The organism is Brevundimonas nasdae (assembly GCF_019395145.1).
In the GTDB taxonomy this organism is placed as follows: Bacteria; Pseudomonadota; Alphaproteobacteria; order Caulobacterales; family Caulobacteraceae; genus Brevundimonas; species Brevundimonas nasdae.
The window spans coordinates 368,012-390,762 of sequence record NZ_CP080034.1; the positions used below are offsets into that span (position 1 = coordinate 368,012).

Sequence of the window (22,751 nt, forward strand, 5' to 3'; positions counted from 1 at the left end):
GCTGATGCCTGACACCCCCCTGCTCGACACCGTCAAGATTCCTGCTGACATGCGGAGCTTCGACATCGCCCAGCTTAAGCAGCTGGCGAACGAGGTGCGGATCGAGACGATCGACGCCGTGTCGGTGACGGGCGGGCACCTGGGCGCGGGTCTGGGCGTGGTCGAGCTGACCACGGCGCTGCACCATGTGTTCGAGACGCCCAAGGACATCCTGATCTGGGATGTCGGCCATCAGTGCTATCCACACAAGATCCTGACCGGACGGCGTGACCGCATCCGCACCCTGCGCCAGGGCGGGGGCCTGTCCGGCTTCACCAAGCGCAGCGAGAGCGAATACGATCCGTTCGGCGCGGCCCATGCCTCGACCTCGATCAGCGCCGCCCTGGGCTTCGCCGCCGCGCGCGATCAGAAGGGCGAGAAGAACCGGGTTGTGGCCGTGATCGGTGACGGCTCCATGTCGGCGGGCATGGCCTATGAGGCGATGAACAACGCGGCCGAGGCCACAAGCGGCCAGCTGATGGTCATTCTGAACGACAACGACATGTCGATCGCGCCCCCCGTCGGCGGGATGAGCGCCTATCTGGCGGGTCTGGTGTCGGGCGGCGCCTATCAGAACGTGCGGCGGCTGGGCAAATCGGTGGCGCAGCACCTGCCGCGCCCCTTCCGCAAGGCGGCCAAGAAGGCCGAGGAATATGCGCGCGGCATGGTGACCGGCGGCACCTTCTTCGAGGAGTTGGGCTTCTATTACGTCGGCCCGATCGACGGGCACGACATGGATAATCTGGTGCCGATCCTGAAGAAGGCGGCGGCCATCGAGGACCGGCCCGTTCTGGTCCACGTGGTGACCCAGAAGGGCAAGGGCTATGCGCCCGCTGAATCCAGCGCCGACAAGCTGCATGCGGTGGTCAAGTTCGACGTGGTGTCGGGCAAACAGGCCAAGCCGATCTCGAACACGCCCAGCTACACCAAGGTGTTCGGCACGGAACTCATCAAACACGCCCGGATCGACCCGTCGGTGGTGGCGATCACGGCGGCCATGCCAAGCGGCACCGGGCTGGACCTATTCGGTCAGGCCTTCCCCGAGCGGACCTATGACGTCGGCATCGCCGAACAACACGCGGTGACCTTTGCGGCCGGTCTGGCGGCGGACGGGATGAAGCCGGTCTGCGCCATCTACTCCACCTTCCTGCAGCGCGGTTATGACCAGGTGGTCCACGACGTGGCCATCCAGTCCCTGCCGGTGCGGTTCGCCATGGACCGGGCCGGTCTGGTCGGCGCGGATGGTTCGACCCATGCGGGATCGTTCGACATCGGCTTCATGGGCGCCTTGCCCGGCATGGTGCTGATGGCCGCGGCGGACGAGGCCGAACTGGCGGCGATGATTTCGACGTCCCTGGCCATCGACGACCGGCCCAGCGCCTTCCGCTATCCGCGCGGCGACGGCGTGGGCGTGGAGATTCCCGAACTGGCCGCCCCGCTGGAGATCGGCAAGGGCCGGATCGTGCGCGAAGGCGCCTCGGTCGCCATCCTGTCGCTGGGCACGCGGCTGCAGGAATCCCTGAAGGCTGCGGACATCCTGGCGGCCAAGGGCGTGTCGGCCACCGTCGCCGACGCCCGCTTCGCCAAGCCGCTGGACGCCGATCTGATCCTGCGTCTGGCGCGCGAACACGAGTGCCTGATCACGGTGGAAGAGGGCGCCATGGGCGGCTTCGGCGCCTTCGTGCTGCAGCTTCTGGCCGAGAAGGGCGCGCTGGATCGCGGCCTGAAGGTGCGGACATTGAACCTGCCCGACATCTTCCAGGATCAGGATTCGCCTGTGGCCATGTACGCCAAGGCCGGTCTGAACGCCGAACATATCGCCGCAGCGTCGCTGACCGCACTGGGCGTTGATGCGACGCGGGCGGCTAGGGCCTGACGCCTAGCGGCGGATATCGAACCCGCCGCCGCCCATCGCGGCCTGAACATCGGCGGCGGAGAACAGGTTGAAGTCGCCGGGGACCGAGTGTTTCAGGCCGGCGGCGGCCAAGCCGAATTCCAGCGCCTGATGATCAAGCCAGCCGCTCCATAGGCCAAACAGAACCCCCGAGGCGAAGGCGTCGCCGCCGCCGACGCGGTCGATGACGCCGGTCAGGTGGATGGCGTCGGTCTGGGTTTCGATCACGCCGTCGGTTCCGCGCGTCAGCATGACGGCGGACAGGGCCTGGTCTGCGACGCTGTCCTGAACCCGCAGGGTGCAGGCGATGCGCTCAAGGCGGGGGAAGGCGTCAAAGGCGGCGGCGGCGGCTTGACGGCGGCGCTCGGCCGGGTCGGGGCTGTCGAACTTCGTCTTCAGCACCAGGGCGAAGTCACGGTCGTCGGCGAAGGCGACAGTAGCGCCCGCCAGCATCCGGCCCAGGGTCGCGGGGGGATCGCCGTCCCACTGCTCCCACAGCTTGCCGCGGAAATTGCCGTCATAGCTGACCTTGACGCCCTTGCGGACAGCGGCCTCGATGATGGCGACGGCGGCGGCTGAGCCGTTGGGCCCGGTCGCGGGCGTGACGCCCGAGGCGTGCAGCCATTCAACGCCGTCCAGCAGCCGGTCCCAGTCGAAGGCGGTGTTCACATGCTCGACGAAGGCTGACCCTGCGCGGTCATAGAGAACTTCTGACGGGCGGCGCACGGCACCGGGCGTCAGAAAATACAGGCCCATCCGTCCGGGCGTGAAGACGATGGGGCTGGTGTCGACGCCGTGTTTGCGCACCTCGTCGCGGGCGGCGTGGCCCAGGGCGTTATCGGGCAGGACCGTCGCCATGCGGGTCGGCGCGCCGAAGCGGGCCAGGGACACGGCGACATTCGCCTCGGCCCCGCCCGGACGCACGGTCAGGGCAGGGGACTGCAGCAGCAGTTCGTTCTGGTTCGGCGAAAGCCGCAGCAGCATCTCGCCGAAGCAGAGAATCGTATCGGCGGCAGCCGAGGAACCCGAGGCGGTTTTGGTCATGTCGGAACGCTAGTCTGGTATCAACGCGCCTGCCAGCCGCCGTCGACCGGCAGGATGGCGCCCTGGACATAGTCGGACGCCCGGCTGGCCAGGAAGACGGCGGCGCCGCCCAGATCCGAAGGCTCGCCCCAGCGACCGGCGGGGATGCGGCCCAGGATCTCGGCCGAACGCACCGGGTCCTCGCGCAGGGCCTGGGTGTTGGCAGTGGCGAAATAGCCGGGGGCGATGGCGTTGGCGGTGATGCCGTGCGGCGCCCATTCGTTGGCCATCAGCTTGGTCAGGCCGGCGACGCCCGACTTGGACGCCGTATAGGACGGCACGCGGATGCCGCCCTGGAAGGACAGCATGGAGGCGATGTTGATGATCTTGCCGCCGTCGCCCTGTTTGATGAAATGGCGGGCGACCGCCTGGCTCATGAAGAAGACCGTCTTCAGGTTGATGTTCATCACCAGATCCCAGTCGGCTTCGGAGAAGTCGACCGCGTCGGCGCGGCGGATCAGACCGGCGTTGTTCACCAGGATGTCGATCCGGCCCATGGCGGCCAGGGCTTCCTGAACCACGCGCTCGACCGGCTCGATCGAGGTCAGGTCGGCGCTGATGGCGGCGGCGCGGCGACCCATGGCCTGAACCTGGGCGACCGTGTCGTCGGAATCCGACAGGGCGACCGAGACGATGCCGGCGCCCGCCTCGGCCAGAGCCAGGGCGATGCCCTGGCCCAGGCCCACATTGCCGCCAGTGACCAGTGCGACCTTGCCGGTCAGGTCAAACGGATTGCTCATGATGTTTTCTCCCCGTTTCTTCAGTTACTTGAGCTGACAGATGTCGAGCTTGCACATGTCGGTGTAGTCGAGGTTCTCGCCGCCCATGCCCCAGATGAAGGTGTAGTTGGACGTGCCCGAGCCCATGTGGATCGACCACGGGGGGCTGATGACGGCTTCGCCGTCGGCCATGACGATGTGGCGCGCCTTGTCCGGCTCGCCCATGAAGTGGAAGACGCGGTCGTTCTCACCCAGTCCGAAGTACAGATAGACCTCGGAGCGGCGGTCATGCAGGTGCGGCGGCATGGTGTTCCAGACCGAGCCGGGCTTCAGCACCGTCACGCCCAACAGCAGCTGGCAGGACTTCACCTTGGCCGGGACGATGTATTGATAGATGGTGCGCTCGTTGGAGGTCTCCAGCGAACCCATCTCCAGCGGCACGGCTTCGCTGATCGAGATCTTGGTCAGTTCATAGCGGGCGTGAGCCGGGGTCGAGATCAGGTAGAAACGGGCCGGTTCAGCCGGGTTCTTGGACGTGAAGCTGACCTCGGTCGAGCCCATCGGCACATAGAGGCCGTCCTGGAAGTCCAGGTCGATGGTTTGGCCGTCCACGGTGACTGCGCCTGCGCCGCCGATGTTGACGACGCCCAGTTCGCGGGCGTGCAGGAAGGGCTTTCCAGCCAGGGACGGCGGCTCGGAATGGCTGGGCAGGGCCAGGGCGCCGTCGACGGGCGCTGCGCCGCCGATGACCATGCGCTCATTGTGCGTGTAGTTCAGGCTGACCGCGCCCGGAACGAACAGGCCGTCGACCAGATAGCGGTCGCGCAGCTGCTGGTTGGAGGCGCCGTCCATCATGTCCGGATGGGTGGCCTGATAAACCTTGTCGTACATGCCGTTTCCCTGGCTTGCGCTGTGCGTCTTGTCTTGAGGCGACCGTTTTCGACCTCCTGATGAGCGACTAGGTAACCGGTGTCAGAGTCGGTGACAAGCGCCGTCGAGACTTCTTTGGCCGAAGTCGATGATCAGGCTGCGGGCAGGGCGGACTTGCGCACGATCAGGGCGGGACGGATCGTCGGCTGCTTCAACTGGGCCGGATCAATGCCGCGCATCGGGGCCAGCAGCTTCTCGGCCGCCATCCGGCCCATGTCGCGGATCGGCAGGCGAACTGAGGTCAGGTTGGGCCAGACCCGCGCCGCCATGGGCAGGTCGTCAAAACCGACGATGGACAGGTCTCGCGGCAGCTCCAGCCCGCGATCACGCGCCGCCTGCATCACGCCGATGGCCATGTCGTCGTTCAGGGTGAAGATGGCGGTCGGCGGTTCGGGCAGGGACAGCAGTTGGTGACCCGCCTCGATGCCTGATTCAAAAGTGTAGGCGCCGTATATGTCGTATTCCGGGGGCAGGGGGATGCCGCGTTCGGCCAGGGCGTCGCTGAACCCCTTGCCGCGTGTCTGGGATGACCGGAACAGGTCCAGGCCGCGCACCAGGGCGATCCTGCGGTGGCCCAGATCAGCCAGGTGATAGGCGGCCTCTGCGGCGCCGATCCAGTCATTGGTGACGACCATGGCCTGGGGTTCGTCCAGCGCCACCGAAGCGATGCGGACGTAAGGGGTGTCCAGTTCCTTGAGCAGGGCGATGACGTTTTCGTCTTCGGACATGGACGGCGGCATGATGACGCCGAACAGGCGCTGGCGCTCGACGAAGCCCCGGATGTCCTCCAACAGGGTCGGCGAGGTGCGCTGGCACGGGTGCACGACCAGTTCGAGGCCCGAACCTTTCAGTGCATCCAGAACCCCCTGCTGCATGTTCACGACATAGGTCGGGCTGGGGTTGTCGTAGATCATGCCGACCAGGAAGGACCGGCGGAAAGCCAGTCCTCGCGCCTGCGGATCGGGGATAAAGCCCAGTTCCTTGATGACGGCGTTGACGCGTTCGCGCGTGTCCTCACGCACGAAGGGCGACTGGTTGATGACGCGCGAGACGGTCTTCTTGGAGACTTCCGCAATCCGCGCGACGTCGTTGATCGTAGCCCGTTTGCCCGGCTTAACAGGGCGCGGATCGTCATGAGCCAAGGCGGCTCCTCCCATTTTGTCGAACAAGAGGAATAGCCGGGACGGGCGGACGACGCCAACAGAAGGTTTGAAACGGCATTGACACCGGTTTCCTTCGCCGTTCATATCGGCGTCCATTCACGAGGCGTTCCCCCTTGATCCTGATTTCCCCTCTCGCGAGCCGCGTCCTATGAGCGTGACGGCCGCCAAAGATTCCGACGTTCCCGCCGAGGCCGCGGCGATTGCGCAGCAGTTTGTCTCCGCGCGTCTGGAGGTGCGTCATACGCCTGAATATCCTGGACAAATTCCAGAAACCTTGGCGCAATCCTACGTGATTCAAGACATCGCCATCGGCCTGTTTCCCGACGAGGTCGTCGGCTGGAAGGTCGGCGGCGTGCCGCCCGCGCAGCAGGACAAGCTGGGTGCGCACCGGGTGGCCGGGGCCATTTTCGCCCGCAACGTCTGGCCCACGGCCGGCGACACGGTCGTTCCCCTGCCCGAGATCGAAGGCGGGTTCGCTGCGGTCGAATCAGAGTTCATCGCCCGGATCGGCGCGGACGCCGATCCGGCCAAGATCGACTGGACCATCGAAGAGGCCGCCGAGGCCGTCGACAAGGTCTTCATCGGCGTCGAACTGGCGGGCAGTCCGCTGGCCGCGATCAATGATCTGGGCTCGGCGGTCGTGGCCTCCGACTTCGGCAACAATGGCGGCCTGATCGTCGGACCCGAACTGGAGAACTGGCGCGAGCGGATGGATCAGATCGAGGTCGAGACCGTGGTCAATGGCGCCAGCGTCGGTACAGGCGGCGCCCGGTCGCTGGCGGGCGGGGCGTTGGAATCCGTGCGGTTCCTGCTGGAGCACTGCGCGCGCTGGGGGCGTCCGCTGAAGGCCGGGACACTGGTCTCGACCGGCGCCGTGACCGGGGTTCACCGCGTCCATGCCGGCGACGAGGCGGTCTGCGTCTTCAAGGGCATCGCTGAAATCCACTGCTCAGTCGTGAGGGCGGAGCAGAGCTAAAGACATCATCAGACGCGAACCCGCCCGCCGCGCAGACGGCAGAAGAGACGGGGCGCGCCGAGGAAATACAGGAACGGGTAGAGTACCATGACTGACGCTTCGAGCGCGGCGGCGCCGATCAAGATCAAGGCGCCGTCACCGGGCAAGTACCGGTGGGTGATCATGTGGCTGCTGTTTGCGGCCATGGTCATCAACTATGTCGACCGGCAGATGATCGGCTTCCTGAAGCCGACCCTGTCCGCCGAGTTCGGCTGGTCCGAAACGGACTATGCGGACATCGTCTTCTGGTTCCAGGCGTCCTACGCCGTGGCCTACCTGTTGTGGGGCCGGATCATGGACAAGATCGGCGCCCGCTGGGGCCTGGGCGTCGCGTTCGGCATCTGGCAGATCGGCCATATCCTGCATGGCGGTGCGCGGGACCTGTCGCACTTCATCATGGCGCGCGTGGTTCTGGGCGCGGGTGAGGCGGGCGGCTTTCCCGGCAGCATCAAGGCGGTCGCCGAGTGGTTCCCCAAGAAGGAACGCGCCCTGGCCACCGGCCTGTTCAATGCGGGCACCAATATCGGCGCCATCGTCACGCCTCTGATCGTGCCCGGGTTGGTTCTGGCCTTCGGCTGGCAGATGGCGTTCGTCATCACTGGCCTGCTGGGCCTGATCTGGCTGCCGATCTGGCTGCTCATGTACCGTCGTCCGCGGGAACAGAAGAAGCTGTCCGCCACCGAACTGGCCTATATCGAACAGGACCCGGCGGACACGGTCGAGAAGGTCAAATGGACCAAGCTGCTGACTGTGCGCGAGACCTGGGCCTATGCCTTGGGCAAGTTTCTGATCGACCCGATCTGGTGGATGTTCCTGTTCTGGCTGCCGGACTTTCTGGGCAAGACCTATGGACTGGATCTGAAGACCTTCGGTCCGCCGATCGTGGCCATCTATCTGCTGTCGGACGTGGGGTCTGTCGGCGGCGGCTGGCTGTCCTCACGCTTCATGCATCGCGGCATGAGCATCAATAATGCGCGCAAGCTGACCATGTTGATCTGCGCCCTGTGCGCCGTTCCTGTGGCGTTTGCGGCCCTGGCTTCGAACCTGTGGGTGGCGGTCGGGATCATCGGCCTGGCCACGGCGGCGCACCAGGGCTTCTCGGCCAATCTGTACGCCTTCCCCGGCGACGTCTTCCCGCGTTCTGCTGTGGGTTCGGTCGTGGGAATCGGCGGGATGCTGGGCGCCATCGGCGGCATGGCGATGGCCAAGTACGCGGGCTACATCCTGGATCAGATCGGCACCTATACGCCCATCTTCATCGTGGCGGCCTCGGCCTATCTGCTGGCGCTTCTGGCCGTTCACCTGCTGTCGCCGAAATATGCGCTGGCCAAGGTCTGATGAGATGCGCGGCGGGACGCTTTTAGACCGGCCGCAACAAGCCCCCCTCTGACGCGGATTTTATGCCGTGCGAGCGGCGTCGGGATTCCTCTCCCGGCGCCGCTTCTTTTTTGCGTGAGACGTGCCATCATCGGCGGGTGAGGGAACACCAGGGATCTACGACCGCGAATGCGGCGAACCCGTCGATGTCAGAGCGCCGCCCGGTCGGGCCCGCGTTCCTGATCAGCTATGCCATCGCCTATATCGGCGCCTTCCTGGGAGTTGCGCCCCTGCTGCAGATTCTGGCGCCGGTCCATGCGGCGGCCATCGACCCCGCCGCCAAGGCCGCCATCTTCAGTCAGGCCATCTTCTACGGCTGCGTCGCGGCCGGGTTCGGCAACATATTGGGCGGGGCGATCAGCGATCGGACACGCTCGCGTCACGGACGGCGCAGGCCATGGATCATCGTCGGGGCTGTGCTGACGGTGGCCAGCTATGCGGTGCTGCTGTGGTCCAGGACGCCCTTCATGATGGTGGTGGGGCTGGTCTGTTTCCAACTGGCGTTCAATGTCCTGCTGGCGCCGCTGATCGCCCTGTTCGCGGATCGGGTGCCGGATAATCGCAGGGGCGTCATGTCGGGGGTCCTGGGCATGGCCTATCCGCTGGCGGTGACCATGGGCTCGGTCATCATGGCCTGGGGCCCGCAGAGCGAGACGGCGCGGTTCGCCACGCTTGGCGGCATCGTGCTGTTGGCCACCATCCCGTTCGCCCTGCTGTCACGCGAAGACGCCCCGCCGCCGGGCGAGGTGCGGGCGCTGTCTTCAGGTCTGTCGCCCCGCAGCCTGTTCAAGCCCTTCGCCAATCGTGATTTCAGTCTGGCCTGGGCGGTGCGGTTTCTGATCGCGACGGGCTATTCGTTGGTGGCGTTCTACCTGCTCTATTACATCGCCGACGCCATTGGTTACGCAGACCTCTATCCCGGCCAGACGGCGGAGGCGGGGCATTCGCTGGTGATGACGGTGTCGTTGATCGGGGTGCTGGGCGTCAGCTTCCTGGTGGCCCTGGCCGGATCGCGCATCAGGCGGCGCAAGCTGCTGGGCATCGGCGGCGGGGTGTTGCTGTCGGGGGCGGCGCTGCTGCTGGGCGTGACGCCAGACTGGATGCTGGTCGTGGTCGCCTTCGTTTTCTACGGCATGGGGCAGGGGGCGTTCGGCTCCATCGAGATGGCGCTGATGACTGATGTGCTGCCGTCCGCCGAGGACCGGGGCAAGGATCTGGGCCTGATCAATCTGGCTGTCACCCTGCCGCAGGCGACGGCGCCTCTGGCGGCCCTGGTTCTGCTGGAAGGTTTCGGTTTCGGCTTCCGCAGCTTGTTCTTCGCCGCAGTCGCCTGCTTCGCCTGCGCCACTCTGGCTCTGGCGGCGATCCGGCGGGTCAGGTGAGGACGCTTCGTCCTTAAGATAGATTGACGGTTGCGGTCGTGCGTCGCACGGTGAATACAGATCGACGTTCTGTGTTTACGAACGTATTACGTTGTGCTACGTCTGTGTCATGGCTTCTCTCACTACGCCCCTCAGCGTTCGATTGTCGGAAGACGACACTAGCTTTCTGGCAGAGCTGGAGATCGAAGGCGCCGTCACGGCCAGCGACAAGATACGCGGCCTGATCCGTCAGGCCCGGCATCGCGCCGAACCGGTTGATTCATTCCCTGTCGCACTGGCGATCAGCCACGAACATCTGGCGGCGGCGGTGCGGTCTGTCCGGGTCATCGAGCAGGATCTGGATTGTCACTCAGAGGTGGCGGTCGGGCTGATGACGACAGCGGAAGAGTTTCTGGCCCTGGCGCTGGCGACGCCCCGTCCGGGCGCGGCGACCAGCGATCTGTCGCGGCACGAGGCGCGTCTGGTCGACTGCGCCGCGCGGATGACCGAGCAACTGCTGCGCTGGGCGGTGACGCCGACAGCGCCGGCCTATGACCCCGCTGTGATCACGCGCAGGCTGGCGGGCCTGTCGGACTTGATGCGGATTGTTTCAGCGGCTCAGGCCGCGCGCTAACGGAAGGATAGGATCATGGCGGACACCCTGGGCGCACGCGTCGGCCGCATCGTCTCTGGCAGCGCGCACGCGTTGATCGACGCGATCGAAGGCGCGATGCCGGATGCAGTCATCCAGCAGACCCTGCGCGAAATCGACAAGGCGGTGGACGATGTCCGCGCCGAGTTGGGGCGCACCATCGCCAGCAAACATCTGGCTAACAAGCGGTTGACCGAGCAGAGCAGCCGCCATGAGGAACTGTCCGGTCAGACCGAACTGGCCCTGCGCGAAGGGCGCGAGGACCTGGCCCGCGCTGCTGTTGAACATCAGTTGGACGTTGAGGCGCAGATTCCGGTGCTGGAGGCGACGGTCGCCGACGCCGTCAAACGCGAGGTCGAACTGGAGGGCTATGTCGCGGCCCTGCAGGCCAAACGCCGTGAGATGGAAGAGGCGTTCCAGTCCATGTTGCTGGCCCGCGCCCGCAGCGCCCAGGAAGCGGGCGCCGCAGCCACCCCGGATGGCGGACCCAGCGTCACGCGCCGGGTCGAGAATGCGACCGGCGCCTTCGATCGGCTGATGGCGCGCGAAGGTGCGCCGGGACTGGGCGGCGTGGATCGTGAACAGGGCGCCAAGCTGGCGGAACTGGACAATTTGGCGCGTCGCAACCGGGTCGAGGAACGTCTGGCCGCCGTGAAGGCGCGCACTGGCGATCAGGGCTAACCGCGGCGATGTGGAGCTTCCTGCTTGCGCACGACAACGTCCCTTTCGTTGCGGCTCTGGTCCTGATGCTGCTGATCGGCGCGGCCGAGGCTGTGGGACTGGGCGGCGGTCTGGCGCTGGGCGAGGGGCTGGATGCGCCGGACGGGGACCTGAATGTCGAGACGCCGTCCCTGCTGTCCTGGATCAATGTCGGGCGGTTGCCCTTGCTGATGCTGATCGTGGTCTTCCTGTTCGCCTTCGGGCTGACGGGACTGGTCGGGCAGCAGGTCGTAGAGGCGGTGCTGGGCCGAACGGGGCCGTGGTTCCTGATGGCGCCAGCGGCTTTCGCCGTAGCCATGCCGGTCACGCGGGTCTTCGGCCGTGTCGTCGCCCGGATCATGCCGCGCGACGAGACGACGGCGGTGTCGCGTGACAGTCTGGTCGGTCGGGTTGCTGTCATCGTCACCGGCGACGCCAGCCAGGGGAACGCGGCGCAGGCGCGGGTTCGCGATCAGCACGGACAGGTTCACTACGTCATGGTCGAGCCTGACAATCTGGCCGACCTGTTCGCTCAGGGGACCAGCGTGCTGCTGGTCCGGTATGCGGGCGCAAAATATTTCGCCATTCACAACACCAGCGCCTCGCTTCGCGACGCAACGGTCTGAACGACTTTTCTCAACAGGGGCTGTTAAATGAACTCGCTAATCGAGATCGCCATCATTGCAGGCGTGGGGCTGGTCGCCCTGCTGATCCTGGGGCTGATCTTCGCGCGTCTGTACAAGCGCGCATCCAAGGAAACCGCTTTCGTGCGCACCGGTTTCGGGGGCGAGAAGGTGGTGATGAACGGCGGCGCACTGGTCCTGCCGGTGCTGCACGAAACCATCTCGGTCAATATGAACACCCTGCGCCTTGCGGTTCAGCGGTCCAACGAGCAGGCCCTGATCACCAAGGACCGGATGCGCGTCGATGTGCTGGCCGAGTTCTATGTGCGGGTGCAGCCCAGCGCCGACGCCATCGCCTCCGCCGCCCAGACGCTGGGCCTGCGGACGATGAACCCGGTTGAGTTGAAGGAACTGGTCGAAGGCAAGTTCGTCGACGCCCTGCGCTCGGTCGCGGCGGAACTGACCATGACCGAACTGCACGAGCAGCGCACCCATTTCGTCCAGAAGGTGCAGCAGGTGTCGTCGGAAGACCTGCTGAAGAACGGCCTGGAGCTGGAAACCGTGTCTCTGACTGGCCTGGACCAGACGGCGATGGAGCATTTCAACCCGTCGAACGCCTTTGACGCCGAGGGTCTGACCCGGCTGACGCAGGAGATCGAACTGCGCAAGAAGCTGCGCAACGACATCGAGCAGGACACCCAGGTCCAGATCCGCACCAAAAATCTGGAGGCCCAGCGCCGCAATCTGGAGATCGCGCGCGACGAGGAATACGCCCAGCTGGAGCAGGAACGCGAGATCGCAAACCGCCGCGCCGAACAGTCCGCCGACGTGGCGCGTCAGGAGGCTGAAAAGCTGCGCGAGGCAGAGGGCGCCAAGATCACCTCGCAACAGCAGATTGATCAGGCCCGCATCGAAGCCGAGCGTCTGGTGGCCCAGCAACGCATCGCCATGGAGCAGGAAGTCGCCGAGCGCGAAATCTCCAAGGCTCGCGCCGTTGAGACGCAGGACATTGAAAAGGCCAAGGCCATCGAACTGTCCGAACAGGACCGTGACATCGCGGTCGCCGAAAAGTCGCGCGCCCAGTCGGAAGCCAAGGCCGAGGCCGACAAGGCGCTGGCCCTGGCGGTTCAGGCCGAGGAACAGGTCAAGACCGTGCGCGACCGCGAGGCTGCAGATCGTCAGAAGATCATCGAGCTGATCGAGGCGTCCAAGGAGGCCGAGCGCGAAGCCATCGCCATCCGCGTCGCCGCCGAGGCTGAAAAGACCGCCGCCGCCGACCACGCCGAAGCCATGCGGGAACAGGCGCGTGGTCAGGCCGACAAGACGACGATTGAAGCGGAAGCCCAGGCCCAGGCCGTACGCGTCGCGGCAGAGGCCTCTCGCGTTCACTATGAAGTCGAGGCTGCAGGTCAGAACGCCCTGAACACGGCGGCCAACCTGCTGTCGCCCGAACAGGTGGCGCTGCAGATCAAGCTGAAGCTGCTGGAGAACCTGGATCGGATCATCGCCGAATCCGTCAAGCCGCTGGAGAATATCGACTCGATCAAGATCGTGCAGGTCGAGGGTCTGAACGGCGGCGCGGCAGCCGGCGGTGTCGGCGGCGCCAACGGCTCGGGCGGCGGCAACCTGTCGGATCAGGTGGTCAACAGCGCCCTGCGTTACCGTGCGCAGGCTCCGCTGGTCGATCAACTGCTGGCGGAAGTCGGCCTGTCTGGCGCGGATTTGAACGGCCTGACCGGCGCTCTGCGCGCACCGGTGGAGCAGTCGGTCGCGAACGACGCGCCGGTCATCGCCGCAGCGGTTGAGCCTGCAGCGCCTGAGGCTGAAGCCGAAGCCTGAACCTGATCTGTTTCGACGGATGTTGAGGGCCGGTCGCCATCGTGCGACCGGCCTTTTACTTTTTGGAGCGTTGGGTTTGCGGGCGGGCAGGTTGCAGCCGAATTCGCATTACGCCTGGACCGGCCTGAACATCGAAACGGCCCGTAGCGCGGATCAGATCGGATAGTTTGGCGAAGCCGTAGGTCCGCTGGTCGAAGTCAGGGTAGGCGTTGCGCAGGCGGCTGCCGATGGCGCTGGCCTGAACCCAGCCGTCACCGTCCTCGTCCATGTCGGGGATCAGTGAGGCGATGAGGCGTCCGGCCTCTGAAGGTTTTAGCTTGGGCGGGGCTTCAACAGCGGGCGCGGACTTGGCGACGTCATTATCCGTTTCGGGCGGGACGCTGAGGTTCTCGGTGTAGATGAAGCGGGTGCAGGCCTGACGGAAGCTTTCCGGGGTCTTCTTCTCACCGAAGCCGTACACATCGACGCCTTCCTCGCGGATGCGGGCGGCCAGACGGGTGAAGTCAGAGTCGGACGACACCAGGCAGAAACCGTCGAAACGGCCCGAGTGCAGCAGGTCCATGGCGTCGATGACAAGGGCGATGTCGCCGGAGTTCTTGCCCTTGGTGTTGGCGAAATTCTGCTGGGGCTGAATGGCGAACTGGGCCAGTACCTTGGTCCATCCGGCGATCTGAGGGCTGGAGAAGTCGCCATAGACCCGGCGGGCGGAGGCTTCGCCCAAAGTGGCAATCTCGGTGAACAACAGGTCGGCGATCCGCGACGATGCGTTTTCCGCATCGATCAGAACCGCCAGTCGCGGCGCCTTGCCTTCAGCCATGATCAGTCTCCTGGTGCGTGATCTGGAGCCTGATTCACGACGTTGATGCAATCTTGAAGAGATTCGTCATCAACTGATCGGGGTCTAGAGTTGCCCCATCGTGTTGTCGTGGTCGACGGCCTGTTTCTTCAGCCAGCCGACGAAGGCGGTGGTGCTGGGAGAGGGCGGGCGGTCGCGGGGCTGAACGACGTAATAGGCGAAACCCACGGCCTCTGATCCGTCCGGGAAGGGCGCGATCAGGCGACCGGACGCCAGATCAGCCTGGGCCAGGGTGCGCTTGGCCAGCGCCACGCCGCGCCCGGCGATGGCGGCCTCGATCAGCAGGCCCGACTGGTTGAAGCGCGAGCCGCGACGCGGATCGGGATGGCGGACGCCTCGCGCCTTCAGCCACATCGCCCAGTCGGGGCGGCTGGGGTCGCCGTCATTGGACATATCGTGAAGCAGGGTGTGGCGGATCAGATCAGCGGGTTTGCGGATCGGGTGTTCACCATCCATCAGTGAAGGGGCGCAGACGGGCAGGACCGTCTCCGTCATCAGCCGGTCCACGGTCAGGCCGGGATAGTCGCCGGGGCCATAGCGGATGGCCAGATCGACCTTGCCCTCGGTCAGGTCGGCGGGCTCCATGTCGGCGGAGATCCATAGTTCGATCTCGGGATGGGCGGTGTGGAAGTCGTCCATGCGCGGCATCAGCCATTTGGAGGCGAAGCCGGGCGCCACGCTGATCGACACCTGTTTGCGGCGCGGCGGTTCGCGCAGCAAGGCGGAGGCGTCCATCAGACGTTCGAACCCTTCGCGCAGCAGCGGTACGGAGGACCGCCCCAGATCGGTAAGCTGCAGGCCGCGCGCCTCGCGCACGAACAGGGGGCCGCCGACAATGTCTTCCAACAGGCGAATCTGTTGGCTGACCGCGCCCGGCGTCACGGCCAGCTCATCGGCGGCGCGTGAGAAGTTCAGATGACGCGCGGCGGCCTCGAAGGCGCGCAGGGCGTTGAGCGGGAGCAGGGATCGAACCATCGCCGATAGAAATCCTATCAGCGAGACAAAGGCAATCTGGTTTGCGGCTCTGGACGATGAAGTTGAAGGTCCGAAGCCTGAGTTTGCGCCTGAATCTGGCGCTTTTCCTCCCTGACCGCCCCGGAAAGCCAGACGATGCGTGTCTTTCTTGCCTCCATTCCGCTGGAGGCCGCGAAAATCGTGATCATCGGCGGCGGGGAACCGGCGCTGGCGAAGCTGCGTCTGTTTCTGAACTCCCCGGCGCAGTTGCTGTGGTTTGCGCCCGATGGCGCGCCTGAGGCCATCGAGACGCCGTTGGGCGCGCCGACGCCATTGCTCCGGGCGCCGGATCTGGATGATCTGGCGGGCGCGCGTCTGGTGTTCATCGCCCTGGGTGATCTGGATCAGGTTCAGCGGCTGGCCGGATTGGCGCGGACGGCGGCCGCGCAGGTCAATGTGGTGGACCAGCCGCACCTGAGCGATTTCCAGACCCCGGCGCTGATCGACCGCGACGAGGTGGTCGTGGGCGTGGCGACGGGCGGATCGGCGCCGATCCTGGCGCGGGACGTACGCACGGCCATCGAGAATGTGCTGCCTGCCGGTCTGGCCAATGTGGCGCGGCTGGCGCGCGAACTGCGTGACACGGTCAAGGCCAGCGTGCCGGACTTCATGGCGCGGCGGCGGTTCTGGGAGAAGGCGTTCCGGGGACCAGCGGCCGATCTGGCGGCGGCGGGGCGCACGGCGGAGGCGCGGCGCGAGATGCTGCGGCTGCTGAATGTCGCGGCGCCGGAACTGGGCGTGGTCCATATCGTCGGCGCAGGGCCGGGCGACCCGGAGCTTCTGACGCTGAAGGCGCTGCGGGTGCTGCAGGACGCCGATGTCATCATTCACGACCGACTGGTGCCGGAGGCCGTTCTGGAGCGGGCGCGGCGCGACGCCAAACGCCTGTATGTCGGCAAGTCGCGCGGCGACCATTCCGTGCCGCAGGACCAGATCGAAGCCCTGATGATCGCAGAGGCCCGTGCGGGTCATCGGGTCGTGCGGCTGAAGGGGGGCGACCCCTTCGTCTTCGGGCGCGGCGGCGAGGAGTTGGAGGCCATGCGGGCGGCGGGCGTGCCGGTCTTCGTGGTGCCGGGCGTGACGGCGGCCTTGGCGTGCGCGGCGTCGGCGGGCATTCCGCTGACGCACCGGGACCACGCCCAGGCGGTGACCTTTGTGACCGCTCAGGCCAAGCCCGGCGGCGTGGACGCCGACTGGACGCGGCTGGCGGCGCCCAATCATACGCTGGCCATCTATATGGGTGTGGACCGGGCGGAAGAGACAGCGAACAGGCTGATCGCCGCAGGGCGCGCGGATTCGACGCCGGTGGCGGTGGTCGAGAACGGCAGTCGACCGGACGAGCGGGTTCTGACGGGGCGGCTTGACGGGCTGGGCGCGCTGGTGCGCGGCGCCAATCTGGCGGGACCGGCCCTGCTGTTCGTCGGCGAGACGGCGGCCTTTTCCGCCGCGCAACTGGATCAGCAGGCGGAGGCTGCGGCATGAAGATCGTGACCGCAAACCGCCTGTCGGACGGTCGCGTCATCTATGCGGGCGTGGACAACCAGCCGGTCGACAGCATCGAACAGGCGTCGGTGCTGGACGACACGGCGGCGGAGATCGTGCTGGCCGAGGTCGCGGGGCGGCCCGATGTCTTTGTGAACCCCTATCTGTTCGAGGTCAGCGACCGCGCGCCCTCGGGCCGCGACCGCCTGAAGGAGCGCATCCGCTCCGCCGGGCCGACGGTGGGCAACAGCCTGCTGTGGGAGAAGGCGTAATGTACCGCTACGACGAGTTCGACCATGCGCTGGTGCGCGAACGTGTCGAGGAGTTTTCCGATCAGGTGGCGCGTCGCGCGTCCGGCGCCCTGACCGAGGACGAGTTCAAGCCGCTGCGGCTGATGAACGGGGTCTATCTGCAGCTACACGCCTATATGCTGCGGGTAGCGGTGCCTTATGGAACCATGAGCAGCCGCCAGATGCGGCAGTTGGGTCATATCGCGCGCACCTATGACAAGGGCTACGGCCATTTCACCACGCGCACGAACATCCAGTACAACTGGCCCGCCCTGACAGACTTGCCCGCCATCCTGCGTGATCTGGCCGAGGTCGAGATGCACGCCATCCAGACCAGCGGCAACTGCATCCGCAACACCACGACCGATGTGTTCGCGGGCGCCGCCGACGACGAGATCGAAGACCCGCGTCCCTGGTGCGAGATCATCCGCCAGTGGTCGACCATCCATCCAGAGTTTTCGTTCCTACCGCGCAAGTTCAAGATCGCGGTAGTCGGCGCCGAAAAGGACCGGGCGGCGATCCGCACCCATGATGTAGGCTTGCAGATCGTGCGGGCGGCTGATGGCGGCACGGCGTTTCGCGTCTTCGTCGGGGGCGGGCAGGGGCGGCTGCCGCATATCGCGCAGGAGATCGCGCCTGCGGTCCCGGCGGCGGACCTGCTGGCCTATCTGACCGCCATCCTGCGGGCGTGGAACCTGCTGGGGCGGCGCGACAACATCCACAAGGCGCGGATCAAGATTCTGGTCGCCTCCATCGGCATCGACGCCTTCCGCGAGGAGGTGGACAGGCATTACGCCACCCTGCGCCGCGAAGACCTGAAAATCCCCGCCGACGAACTGGCGCGCATCCAGACCTATTTCGCCCCGCCGCCGTTCGAAGACCTGCCCAAGACCAGCGCCCCGTTCGACCGCGCCCTGCTGGCGGACCCTGACTTCGCCCGGTTCGCGCGCAACAATGTGCGTCGACACAGGCAGGGGGGCTATGCCTCAGTCGTGATCTCGCTGAAGCCCATCGGCGGGGTGCCGGGCGACATCACGGCGGATCAGATGGATGTCGCCGCCGACCTGGCCGAGCGGTATTCGTTCGACGAAATCCGCGCCGCCTATGAGCAGAATCTGGTCCTGCCGCATGTGAAGCTGGATGATGTTCCGGCCATCTGGCGCACGCTGCACGAAGCGGGGCTGGCGACGGCCAACGCCGATCTGGTGACGGATGTGATCGCCTGTCCGGGGCTGGATTACTGCAGTCTGGCCAATGCGCGTTCGATCCCGGTGGCGCAGGCCCTGTCCACGCGTCTGGCCGATCTGGATTATCAGGAGAAGCTGGGGCCGGTCCGCATCAATATGAGCGGCTGCATCAACGCCTGCGGCCATCACCACGTCGGCCATATCGGCGTGCTGGGCGTAGATCGGAAGGGCGAGGAATACTATCAGATCACCGTTGGCGGCTCGCCTGACGAACAGGCCGCGCTGGGCGACATCGTCGGCAAGAGCCTGCCGTCCGAAGAAGTGGCACCCGCCATCCAGCGGACGCTGGACCGGTATCTGGAAATCCGCACCGACGGCGAACGATTCATCGACACGGTGCGCCGCGTCGGCCCCGATCCCTTCCGCGACGCCATCTATGAGACACTCGATGCTGCAAACGCTTGAAGGGATCCAGAACGGTCTGCGCCTGTCGGTGACGACGCCGCTGGAGGAAGTCGAGGCGGCCGCTGCGAGCGAGGACGTGCTGGTGCTGGAGTTTGAGGCGTTCCGCGACGGGCGCGGCTTCTCGCTGGCGTCTGTGCTGCGCGAGCGCGGATACGCCGGGCGGTTGATCGCGGCGGGCAAGGTCTTGCCGGACCAGGCGCGGCACCTGCGCCGGTCAGGCTTTGATGCGGTGGAGTTGCAGCCGGGTGCGGACGCCGCCGTCTGGGCGCGGATGGATCAGGCCTTCAGCGCGGCCTATCAGCCCGCCACGGGGGGCGCGCCGACCATCTGGCAGCGTCGGCGCGCGGCGTCGAACGACCGGGATCTGGAGGCGCTGGCGGAACGACTGAACCGCGAGGTCGAGGGAAAGTCGGCGCCCGAAATCGTCCGGGCGGCGCTGGACCCGGCGCTGGGCCTGCGGGTGGGGACGATCTCGTCGTTCGGCGCGGAATCGGCGGCCCTACTGCACATCATCGCCAAGGAACGGTCCGAGACGCCGGTGGTGTTCCTTGAGACGGGGCAGCATTTTCTGCAGACCCTGTCGTATCGCACCCAACTGACCAAGGCGCTGGGGCTGAGCGATGTGCGGCTGGTGACGCCGGACGCGGGCGAGAAGACGACGCTGGATGCGCGTGACGACTTGTGGAAGACCGACGCCGACGCCTGCTGCGACCTGAGAAAGGTTCGGCCTCTGGCGCGGGCGACCGCCGGGTTCAACGCCATCATCACCGGACGCAAACGCTATCAAGCCTCGACGCGGGCGGCGCTGAAGCCGTTTGAGGTGCTGGACGGGGTACTGCGGATCAATCCGTTGGCCGACTGGGACAGTGAGGATGTCGAAGCCTGGCTGGTCGAGCACGACCTGCCGCGTCACCCGCTGGTGGAGCAGGGCTACCTGTCCATAGGCTGTTGGCCCTGCACCCGCGCCGTCGAAGATGGCGAAGATGCGCGCGCTGGACGCTGGTCAGGCATGGACAAGGTCGAGTGCGGCATCCACTTAGGCAAACGTCAAGCTGCGGCCTGACACCCTTTTTCTCTCGTTCGACCCTGCCTGAAAGCTGCAACGTGTCTGTCACGCCCTCTGTCATCGACCTGATCGGCAATACGCCGCTGGTGCGCCTGAACCGCCTGTCTGATGAGACGGGGTGCGAGATTCTGGGCAAGGCCGAGTTCATGAACCCCGGCCAGTCGATCAAGGATCGCGCGGCCCTGTCCATCGTGCAGGCGGCGCGAGCGTCGGGCGCCTTGCGGCCCGGCGGGACGATTGTGGAAGGCACGGCGGGCAACACCGGCATCGGTCTGGCTCTGGTCGGGGCGGCGCTGGGTCATCCGGTCGTCATCGTCATTCCGCGCACCCAGTCCGAGGAAAAGAAGGCGGCGATCCGCTCGCTGGGCGCGCGTCTGGTCGAGGTGGACGCCGCGCCCTTCTCCAGCCCGAACCATTTCGTCCACTATTCCGGGCGCTTAGCCGAGGAACTGAACGAAAGCGAACCGGACGGCGCCGTCTGGTCCAACCAGTTCGACAACACCGCCAATCGTGACGCCCATTATCAGACGACCGGCCCGGAAATCTGGGCCCAGACAGAGGGGCGCGTGGACGCCTTCGTTTCGGCGGTCGGGTCTGGCGGCACCATCGCGGGCGTCTCGGCCTATCTGCGCGAACAGAAGCCGGATGTGACCATCGCCCTGGCCGATCCGGCGGGCGCGGCCATGTTCAACTGGTTCACCAAAAACCAGATGACGGGCGAAGGTTCGTCCATCACCGAGGGCATCGGGGTGGCGCGGATCACCGGCAATCTGGAAGGCTTCACGCCCGACCACGCCTATCGGATCGAGGATGCGGAGTTCCTGCCGATCCTGTTCGATCTGGTGAAATATGAAGGCCTGTCGCTGGGTGGATCGGCGGGGGTGAATATCGCCGGGGCCGTGCGGCTGGCGCGCGAGATCGGGCCGGGCAAGACGATTGTGACCTGCCTGTGCGACCCGGGTTCGCGCTATGCGACCAAGCTGTTCAACCCGGAATTCCTGCGGTCCAAGGGGTTGCCGACGCCGGAGTGGGTGAAGGTCGCGAACTGAGCTTGCACCCTCTCCCGTCGGGAGAGGGCTTGAGCGCACGACGGCGCAGCCGTCGTTCTAGCGCGAAAGGGTGAGGGGCTATGGCGCCACGGTCTAGCGGAACCCTCATCCGGCCCTGCGGGCCACCTTCTCCCAAAGGGAGAAGGGATAGATTTCACTCCGCCCTCTGCTCGGCGATCCAGGCGTCCATGCGGTGGTCGAGCAGGGCCAGCGGCAGGGGGCCTTCGACCAGCAGGGCGTCGTGGAAGGTGCGGATGTTGAACTTCGGCCCCAGTTCGCGCTCGGCCCGTTCGCGGATCTCCCGCAGGCGGATTTCGCCGATCTTGTAGGCCGTGGCCTGACCCGGCCAGCCGATGTAGCGCTGAAGCTCGGTCTCGATATTGTGCGGGGCCAGGGCGGAGTTGTCGCGGAAACAGGCGCGGGCCTGTTCCTCTGACCAGTCCAGCCAGTGCAGGCCGGTGTCGGCGACCAGACGGCAGGCGCGCCACATCTCATAAGACAGGCGGCCGAACCGCTCATAGGGCGTGCGGTAGAAGCCCATCTCCTCGCCCAGATATTCGGAATACAGGCCCCAACCCTCGGTGAAGGCGGTGACATTGGCCTGACGCCGGAAATAGGGCTGGCCGCCGCCTTCCTGTTGCAGCGCGATCTGCAGGTGGTGGCCGGGAACGGCCTCGTGCAGGGTCAGGGCAGGCAGTTCGTACAGCGGGCGCTGGTCCAGCTTGGACGTATTGACGATGTAGTGGCCGGGAATGCCGTTCTGCATCGAACCGGGGTTATAGCGGCCGGTGGTGTAATTCTCCTCGATCTGGGCCGGGACCGGCTGCACATCATAGGGCAGACGGGGCAGGGTGGCGAACAGGGGCGGCAGGCCGCCGTCCGCCCGCTTGGCCATTTCCGACGCCTTTTCCAGCAACTCCTCGCGCGTCGTGGCGTAGAACTGCGGATCGGTGCGCAGGAAGTTCAGGAAGCCCGCGAAACCGCCTGTCCAGCCCGCCGCGCGCATCTCGACCTCCATGCGGGCGCGGATGCGGGCGACCTCGTCCAGGCCGATCTGGTGGACCTGATCGGGGGTCAGTTCGGTGGTGGTGTGCTGACGCACCAGATAGGCGTACAGGGCCTTGCCGCCCGGGCGATTGCCGATGCCGGGCGTGGTCGGCGCCTTGGGCAGATATTCGGTTTCGAGGAAACCCAGCCAGTCGCGGCGGGCTGGAACAATGGCCGAGGCGACGGCGGCGGCGCCCGCGGCCTGAAGCCGGGCCTTCTCAGCCTGCGGCACATTGGCGGGCAGGGTGGCGAAGGGCGCCAGCAGCGGCTCGGCGTCGGGCCTGATCGCGACGTCGTTGCGCGCCAGCTGGATAGCGCTTTCGGTGACGGACCGGGCCTGGATCAGGCCGGTCGACAGGCCCCGTCGCGCATTGTCGGTCGTCTGGGCGTAGAGGGTCCCGAAGGCGCGGATGCGCTGGATATAGGCCTCGGCCTCCGCAACTGAGTTCAGGCGGGTCGACCCGCCGATGTAGAGCGCCCAAGTGCCGGGCCCGCCCTCGCTGTCAAAGGCCAGGGCGCCGGAGTCATAGTCCAGCCCCTCGATGGCGCGGCTCAGGGTGAACAGCAGGAAGGCGTGGTTGATCGCCGCGCCGTGGGAAAGACTTGCCGGGTCGATGGCCTGAACCCGGTTCAACAGGTTCGTCAGCGGCGCGCGCTGGGCCAGTTCGAATGCGCGCGACAGGTCCGGCACGCGCGCCATCGCCTCGACATCCCCTTCGCTGGCGGCCGAGAAGGGATCGACGGACTTCAGATAGGTCTCGTAGTCGGCGACCACGGCGGCCAGGGCGGCGTCGCCCGGTGCAGCCGCCGGCGCGACGGCGGCGGGCTGCGTCTGGGCCATGACGACGACCGGCGACGCAGCCGCCAGCACGGCCAAGATGGCCAGGTTGGAAATCTTCAT

The 22,751-nt window shown here is 66.2% G+C and carries 20 protein-coding genes; 13 read left to right on the plus strand and 7 right to left on the minus strand.

Annotated features, from left to right (window positions below):
- The first annotated feature begins 1 nt into the window (after position 1).
- The gene (gene dxs / locus KWG56_RS01810; RefSeq protein WP_219355381.1) at positions 2-1,915 is read left to right on the plus strand and encodes a 1-deoxy-D-xylulose-5-phosphate synthase; all 1,914 of its coding nucleotides are present in this window, start codon (positions 2-4) and stop codon (positions 1,913-1,915) included.
- Between the two features lie 3 nt (positions 1,916-1,918).
- On the opposite strand, the gene KWG56_RS01815 is transcribed toward dxs, so the two are convergent.
- The 4 genes from KWG56_RS01815 to KWG56_RS01830 form a co-directional block, all read right to left on the minus strand.
- Positions 1,919-2,977 (minus strand): sugar kinase, encoded by a 1,059-nt coding sequence (locus tag KWG56_RS01815; protein ID WP_219353510.1) that lies wholly within the window; start codon positions 2,975-2,977, stop codon positions 1,919-1,921.
- A gap of 20 nt (positions 2,978-2,997) precedes the next feature.
- On the minus strand, positions 2,998-3,756 hold the full coding sequence (gene kduD, locus KWG56_RS01820; RefSeq protein WP_219353511.1) for a 2-dehydro-3-deoxy-D-gluconate 5-dehydrogenase KduD: 759 nt from the start codon (positions 3,754-3,756) through the stop codon (positions 2,998-3,000).
- Positions 3,757-3,780: 24 nt separating this feature from the next.
- Complete coding sequence (gene kduI, locus KWG56_RS01825) at positions 3,781-4,626, minus strand: 5-dehydro-4-deoxy-D-glucuronate isomerase (protein WP_201096970.1); 846 nt, start codon at positions 4,624-4,626, stop codon at positions 3,781-3,783.
- Positions 4,627-4,757: 131 nt separating this feature from the next.
- Positions 4,758-5,822: a LacI family DNA-binding transcriptional regulator gene (locus tag KWG56_RS01830; RefSeq protein ID WP_201097249.1), complete on the minus strand. Its 1,065-nt coding sequence runs from the start codon at positions 5,820-5,822 to the stop codon at positions 4,758-4,760.
- A 295-nt stretch (positions 5,823-6,117) separates the two neighbouring features.
- On the opposite strand from KWG56_RS01830, the gene KWG56_RS01835 reads away from it, so the two are divergent.
- From KWG56_RS01835 to KWG56_RS01865, 7 genes are all read left to right on the plus strand, one after another.
- A complete protein-coding gene (locus tag KWG56_RS01835) occupies positions 6,118-6,804 on the plus strand; it encodes a 2-keto-4-pentenoate hydratase (protein ID WP_244999602.1) in 687 nt (228 codons plus the stop codon).
- 87 nt (positions 6,805-6,891) lie between these two features.
- Complete coding sequence (locus tag KWG56_RS01840; RefSeq protein WP_219353513.1) at positions 6,892-8,181, plus strand: MFS transporter; 1,290 nt, start codon at positions 6,892-6,894, stop codon at positions 8,179-8,181.
- A 185-nt stretch (positions 8,182-8,366) separates the two neighbouring features.
- Positions 8,367-9,602: an MFS transporter gene (locus KWG56_RS01845; RefSeq protein WP_219353514.1), complete on the plus strand. Its 1,236-nt coding sequence runs from the start codon at positions 8,367-8,369 to the stop codon at positions 9,600-9,602.
- A 109-nt stretch (positions 9,603-9,711) separates the two neighbouring features.
- On the plus strand, positions 9,712-10,215 hold the full coding sequence (locus tag KWG56_RS01850; protein ID WP_201096977.1) for a hypothetical protein: 504 nt from the start codon (positions 9,712-9,714) through the stop codon (positions 10,213-10,215).
- A gap of 15 nt (positions 10,216-10,230) precedes the next feature.
- Entirely contained in the window at positions 10,231-10,914 is a 684-nt protein-coding gene (locus KWG56_RS01855) for a PspA/IM30 family protein (protein WP_219353515.1), read from the plus strand.
- 8 nt (positions 10,915-10,922) lie between these two features.
- Positions 10,923-11,558, plus strand: a complete 636-nt coding sequence (locus KWG56_RS01860) for a YqiJ family protein (protein ID WP_219353516.1) — start codon at positions 10,923-10,925, stop codon at positions 11,556-11,558.
- A 27-nt stretch (positions 11,559-11,585) separates the two neighbouring features.
- A complete protein-coding gene (locus KWG56_RS01865) occupies positions 11,586-13,394 on the plus strand; it encodes a flotillin family protein (protein ID WP_236261037.1) in 1,809 nt (602 codons plus the stop codon).
- A 55-nt stretch (positions 13,395-13,449) separates the two neighbouring features.
- On the opposite strand, the gene KWG56_RS01870 is transcribed toward KWG56_RS01865, so the two are convergent.
- Complete coding sequence (locus KWG56_RS01870) at positions 13,450-14,211, minus strand: NYN domain-containing protein (RefSeq protein WP_219353517.1); 762 nt, start codon at positions 14,209-14,211, stop codon at positions 13,450-13,452.
- A gap of 84 nt (positions 14,212-14,295) precedes the next feature.
- Entirely contained in the window at positions 14,296-15,225 is a 930-nt protein-coding gene (gene gcvA, locus KWG56_RS01875) for a transcriptional regulator GcvA (RefSeq protein ID WP_201096981.1), read from the minus strand.
- A 135-nt stretch (positions 15,226-15,360) separates the two neighbouring features.
- Between gcvA and cysG the strand changes: the two genes are divergently transcribed.
- Genes cysG through KWG56_RS01900 form a run of 5 tightly spaced genes read left to right on the plus strand, consistent with a single transcriptional unit; the run spans position 15,361 to position 20,803 of the window.
- Positions 15,361-16,746 (plus strand): siroheme synthase CysG, encoded by a 1,386-nt coding sequence (gene cysG, locus KWG56_RS01880; RefSeq protein WP_219353518.1) that lies wholly within the window; start codon positions 15,361-15,363, stop codon positions 16,744-16,746.
- Positions 16,743-17,018 (plus strand): DUF2849 domain-containing protein, encoded by a 276-nt coding sequence (locus KWG56_RS01885; RefSeq protein WP_219353519.1) that lies wholly within the window; start codon positions 16,743-16,745, stop codon positions 17,016-17,018. Before cysG ends, KWG56_RS01885 begins: the two co-directional genes overlap by 4 nt.
- Positions 17,018-18,688 carry a nitrite/sulfite reductase gene (locus tag KWG56_RS01890; RefSeq protein WP_219353520.1) on the plus strand — a complete coding sequence of 557 codons (1,671 nt, stop codon included), beginning with the start codon at positions 17,018-17,020 and terminating at the stop codon, positions 18,686-18,688. The genes KWG56_RS01885 and KWG56_RS01890 overlap by 1 nt, the downstream gene beginning before the upstream one ends.
- Positions 18,672-19,751: a phosphoadenylyl-sulfate reductase gene (locus tag KWG56_RS01895; RefSeq protein ID WP_219353521.1), complete on the plus strand. Its 1,080-nt coding sequence runs from the start codon at positions 18,672-18,674 to the stop codon at positions 19,749-19,751. The genes KWG56_RS01890 and KWG56_RS01895 overlap by 17 nt, the downstream gene beginning before the upstream one ends.
- 41 nt (positions 19,752-19,792) lie before the next feature.
- A complete protein-coding gene (locus tag KWG56_RS01900) occupies positions 19,793-20,803 on the plus strand; it encodes a cysteine synthase A (protein WP_219353522.1) in 1,011 nt (336 codons plus the stop codon).
- 154 nt (positions 20,804-20,957) lie between these two features.
- Here KWG56_RS01900 and KWG56_RS01905 read toward each other — a convergent pair whose 3' ends face one another.
- The gene (locus KWG56_RS01905; RefSeq protein WP_219353523.1) at positions 20,958-22,751 is read right to left on the minus strand and encodes a DUF885 domain-containing protein; all 1,794 of its coding nucleotides are present in this window, start codon (positions 22,749-22,751) and stop codon (positions 20,958-20,960) included.

What these genes read in the sequence shown, in the direction of transcription:
- KWG56_RS01815 (WP_219353510.1), bottom strand. Translation starts at nt 2,977, where the DNA reads ATGACCAAAACCGCCTCGGGTTCCTCGGCTGCCGCCGATACGATTCTC.
- kduD (WP_219353511.1), bottom strand. Translation starts at nt 3,756, where the DNA reads ATGAGCAATCCGTTTGACCTGACCGGCAAGGTCGCACTGGTCACTGGC.
- kduI (WP_201096970.1), bottom strand. Translation starts at nt 4,626, where the DNA reads ATGTACGACAAGGTTTATCAGGCCACCCATCCGGACATGATGGACGGC.
- KWG56_RS01830 (WP_201097249.1), bottom strand. Translation starts at nt 5,822, where the DNA reads ATGGGAGGAGCCGCCTTGGCTCATGACGATCCGCGCCCTGTTAAGCCG.
- KWG56_RS01840 (WP_219353513.1), top strand. Translation starts at nt 6,892, where the DNA reads ATGACTGACGCTTCGAGCGCGGCGGCGCCGATCAAGATCAAGGCGCCG.
- KWG56_RS01845 (WP_219353514.1), top strand. Translation starts at nt 8,367, where the DNA reads ATGTCAGAGCGCCGCCCGGTCGGGCCCGCGTTCCTGATCAGCTATGCC.
- KWG56_RS01850 (WP_201096977.1), top strand. Translation starts at nt 9,712, where the DNA reads ATGGCTTCTCTCACTACGCCCCTCAGCGTTCGATTGTCGGAAGACGAC.
- KWG56_RS01855 (WP_219353515.1), top strand. Translation starts at nt 10,231, where the DNA reads ATGGCGGACACCCTGGGCGCACGCGTCGGCCGCATCGTCTCTGGCAGC.
- KWG56_RS01860 (WP_219353516.1), top strand. Translation starts at nt 10,923, where the DNA reads ATGTGGAGCTTCCTGCTTGCGCACGACAACGTCCCTTTCGTTGCGGCT.
- KWG56_RS01865 (WP_236261037.1), top strand. Translation starts at nt 11,586, where the DNA reads ATGAACTCGCTAATCGAGATCGCCATCATTGCAGGCGTGGGGCTGGTC.
- KWG56_RS01870 (WP_219353517.1), bottom strand. Translation starts at nt 14,211, where the DNA reads ATGGCTGAAGGCAAGGCGCCGCGACTGGCGGTTCTGATCGATGCGGAA.
- gcvA (WP_201096981.1), bottom strand. Translation starts at nt 15,225, where the DNA reads ATGGTTCGATCCCTGCTCCCGCTCAACGCCCTGCGCGCCTTCGAGGCC.
- cysG (WP_219353518.1), top strand. Translation starts at nt 15,361, where the DNA reads ATGCGTGTCTTTCTTGCCTCCATTCCGCTGGAGGCCGCGAAAATCGTG.
- KWG56_RS01885 (WP_219353519.1), top strand. Translation starts at nt 16,743, where the DNA reads ATGAAGATCGTGACCGCAAACCGCCTGTCGGACGGTCGCGTCATCTAT.
- KWG56_RS01890 (WP_219353520.1), top strand. Translation starts at nt 17,018, where the DNA reads ATGTACCGCTACGACGAGTTCGACCATGCGCTGGTGCGCGAACGTGTC.
- KWG56_RS01895 (WP_219353521.1), top strand. Translation starts at nt 18,672, where the DNA reads ATGCTGCAAACGCTTGAAGGGATCCAGAACGGTCTGCGCCTGTCGGTG.
- KWG56_RS01905 (WP_219353523.1), bottom strand. Translation starts at nt 22,751, where the DNA reads ATGAAGATTTCCAACCTGGCCATCTTGGCCGTGCTGGCGGCTGCGTCG.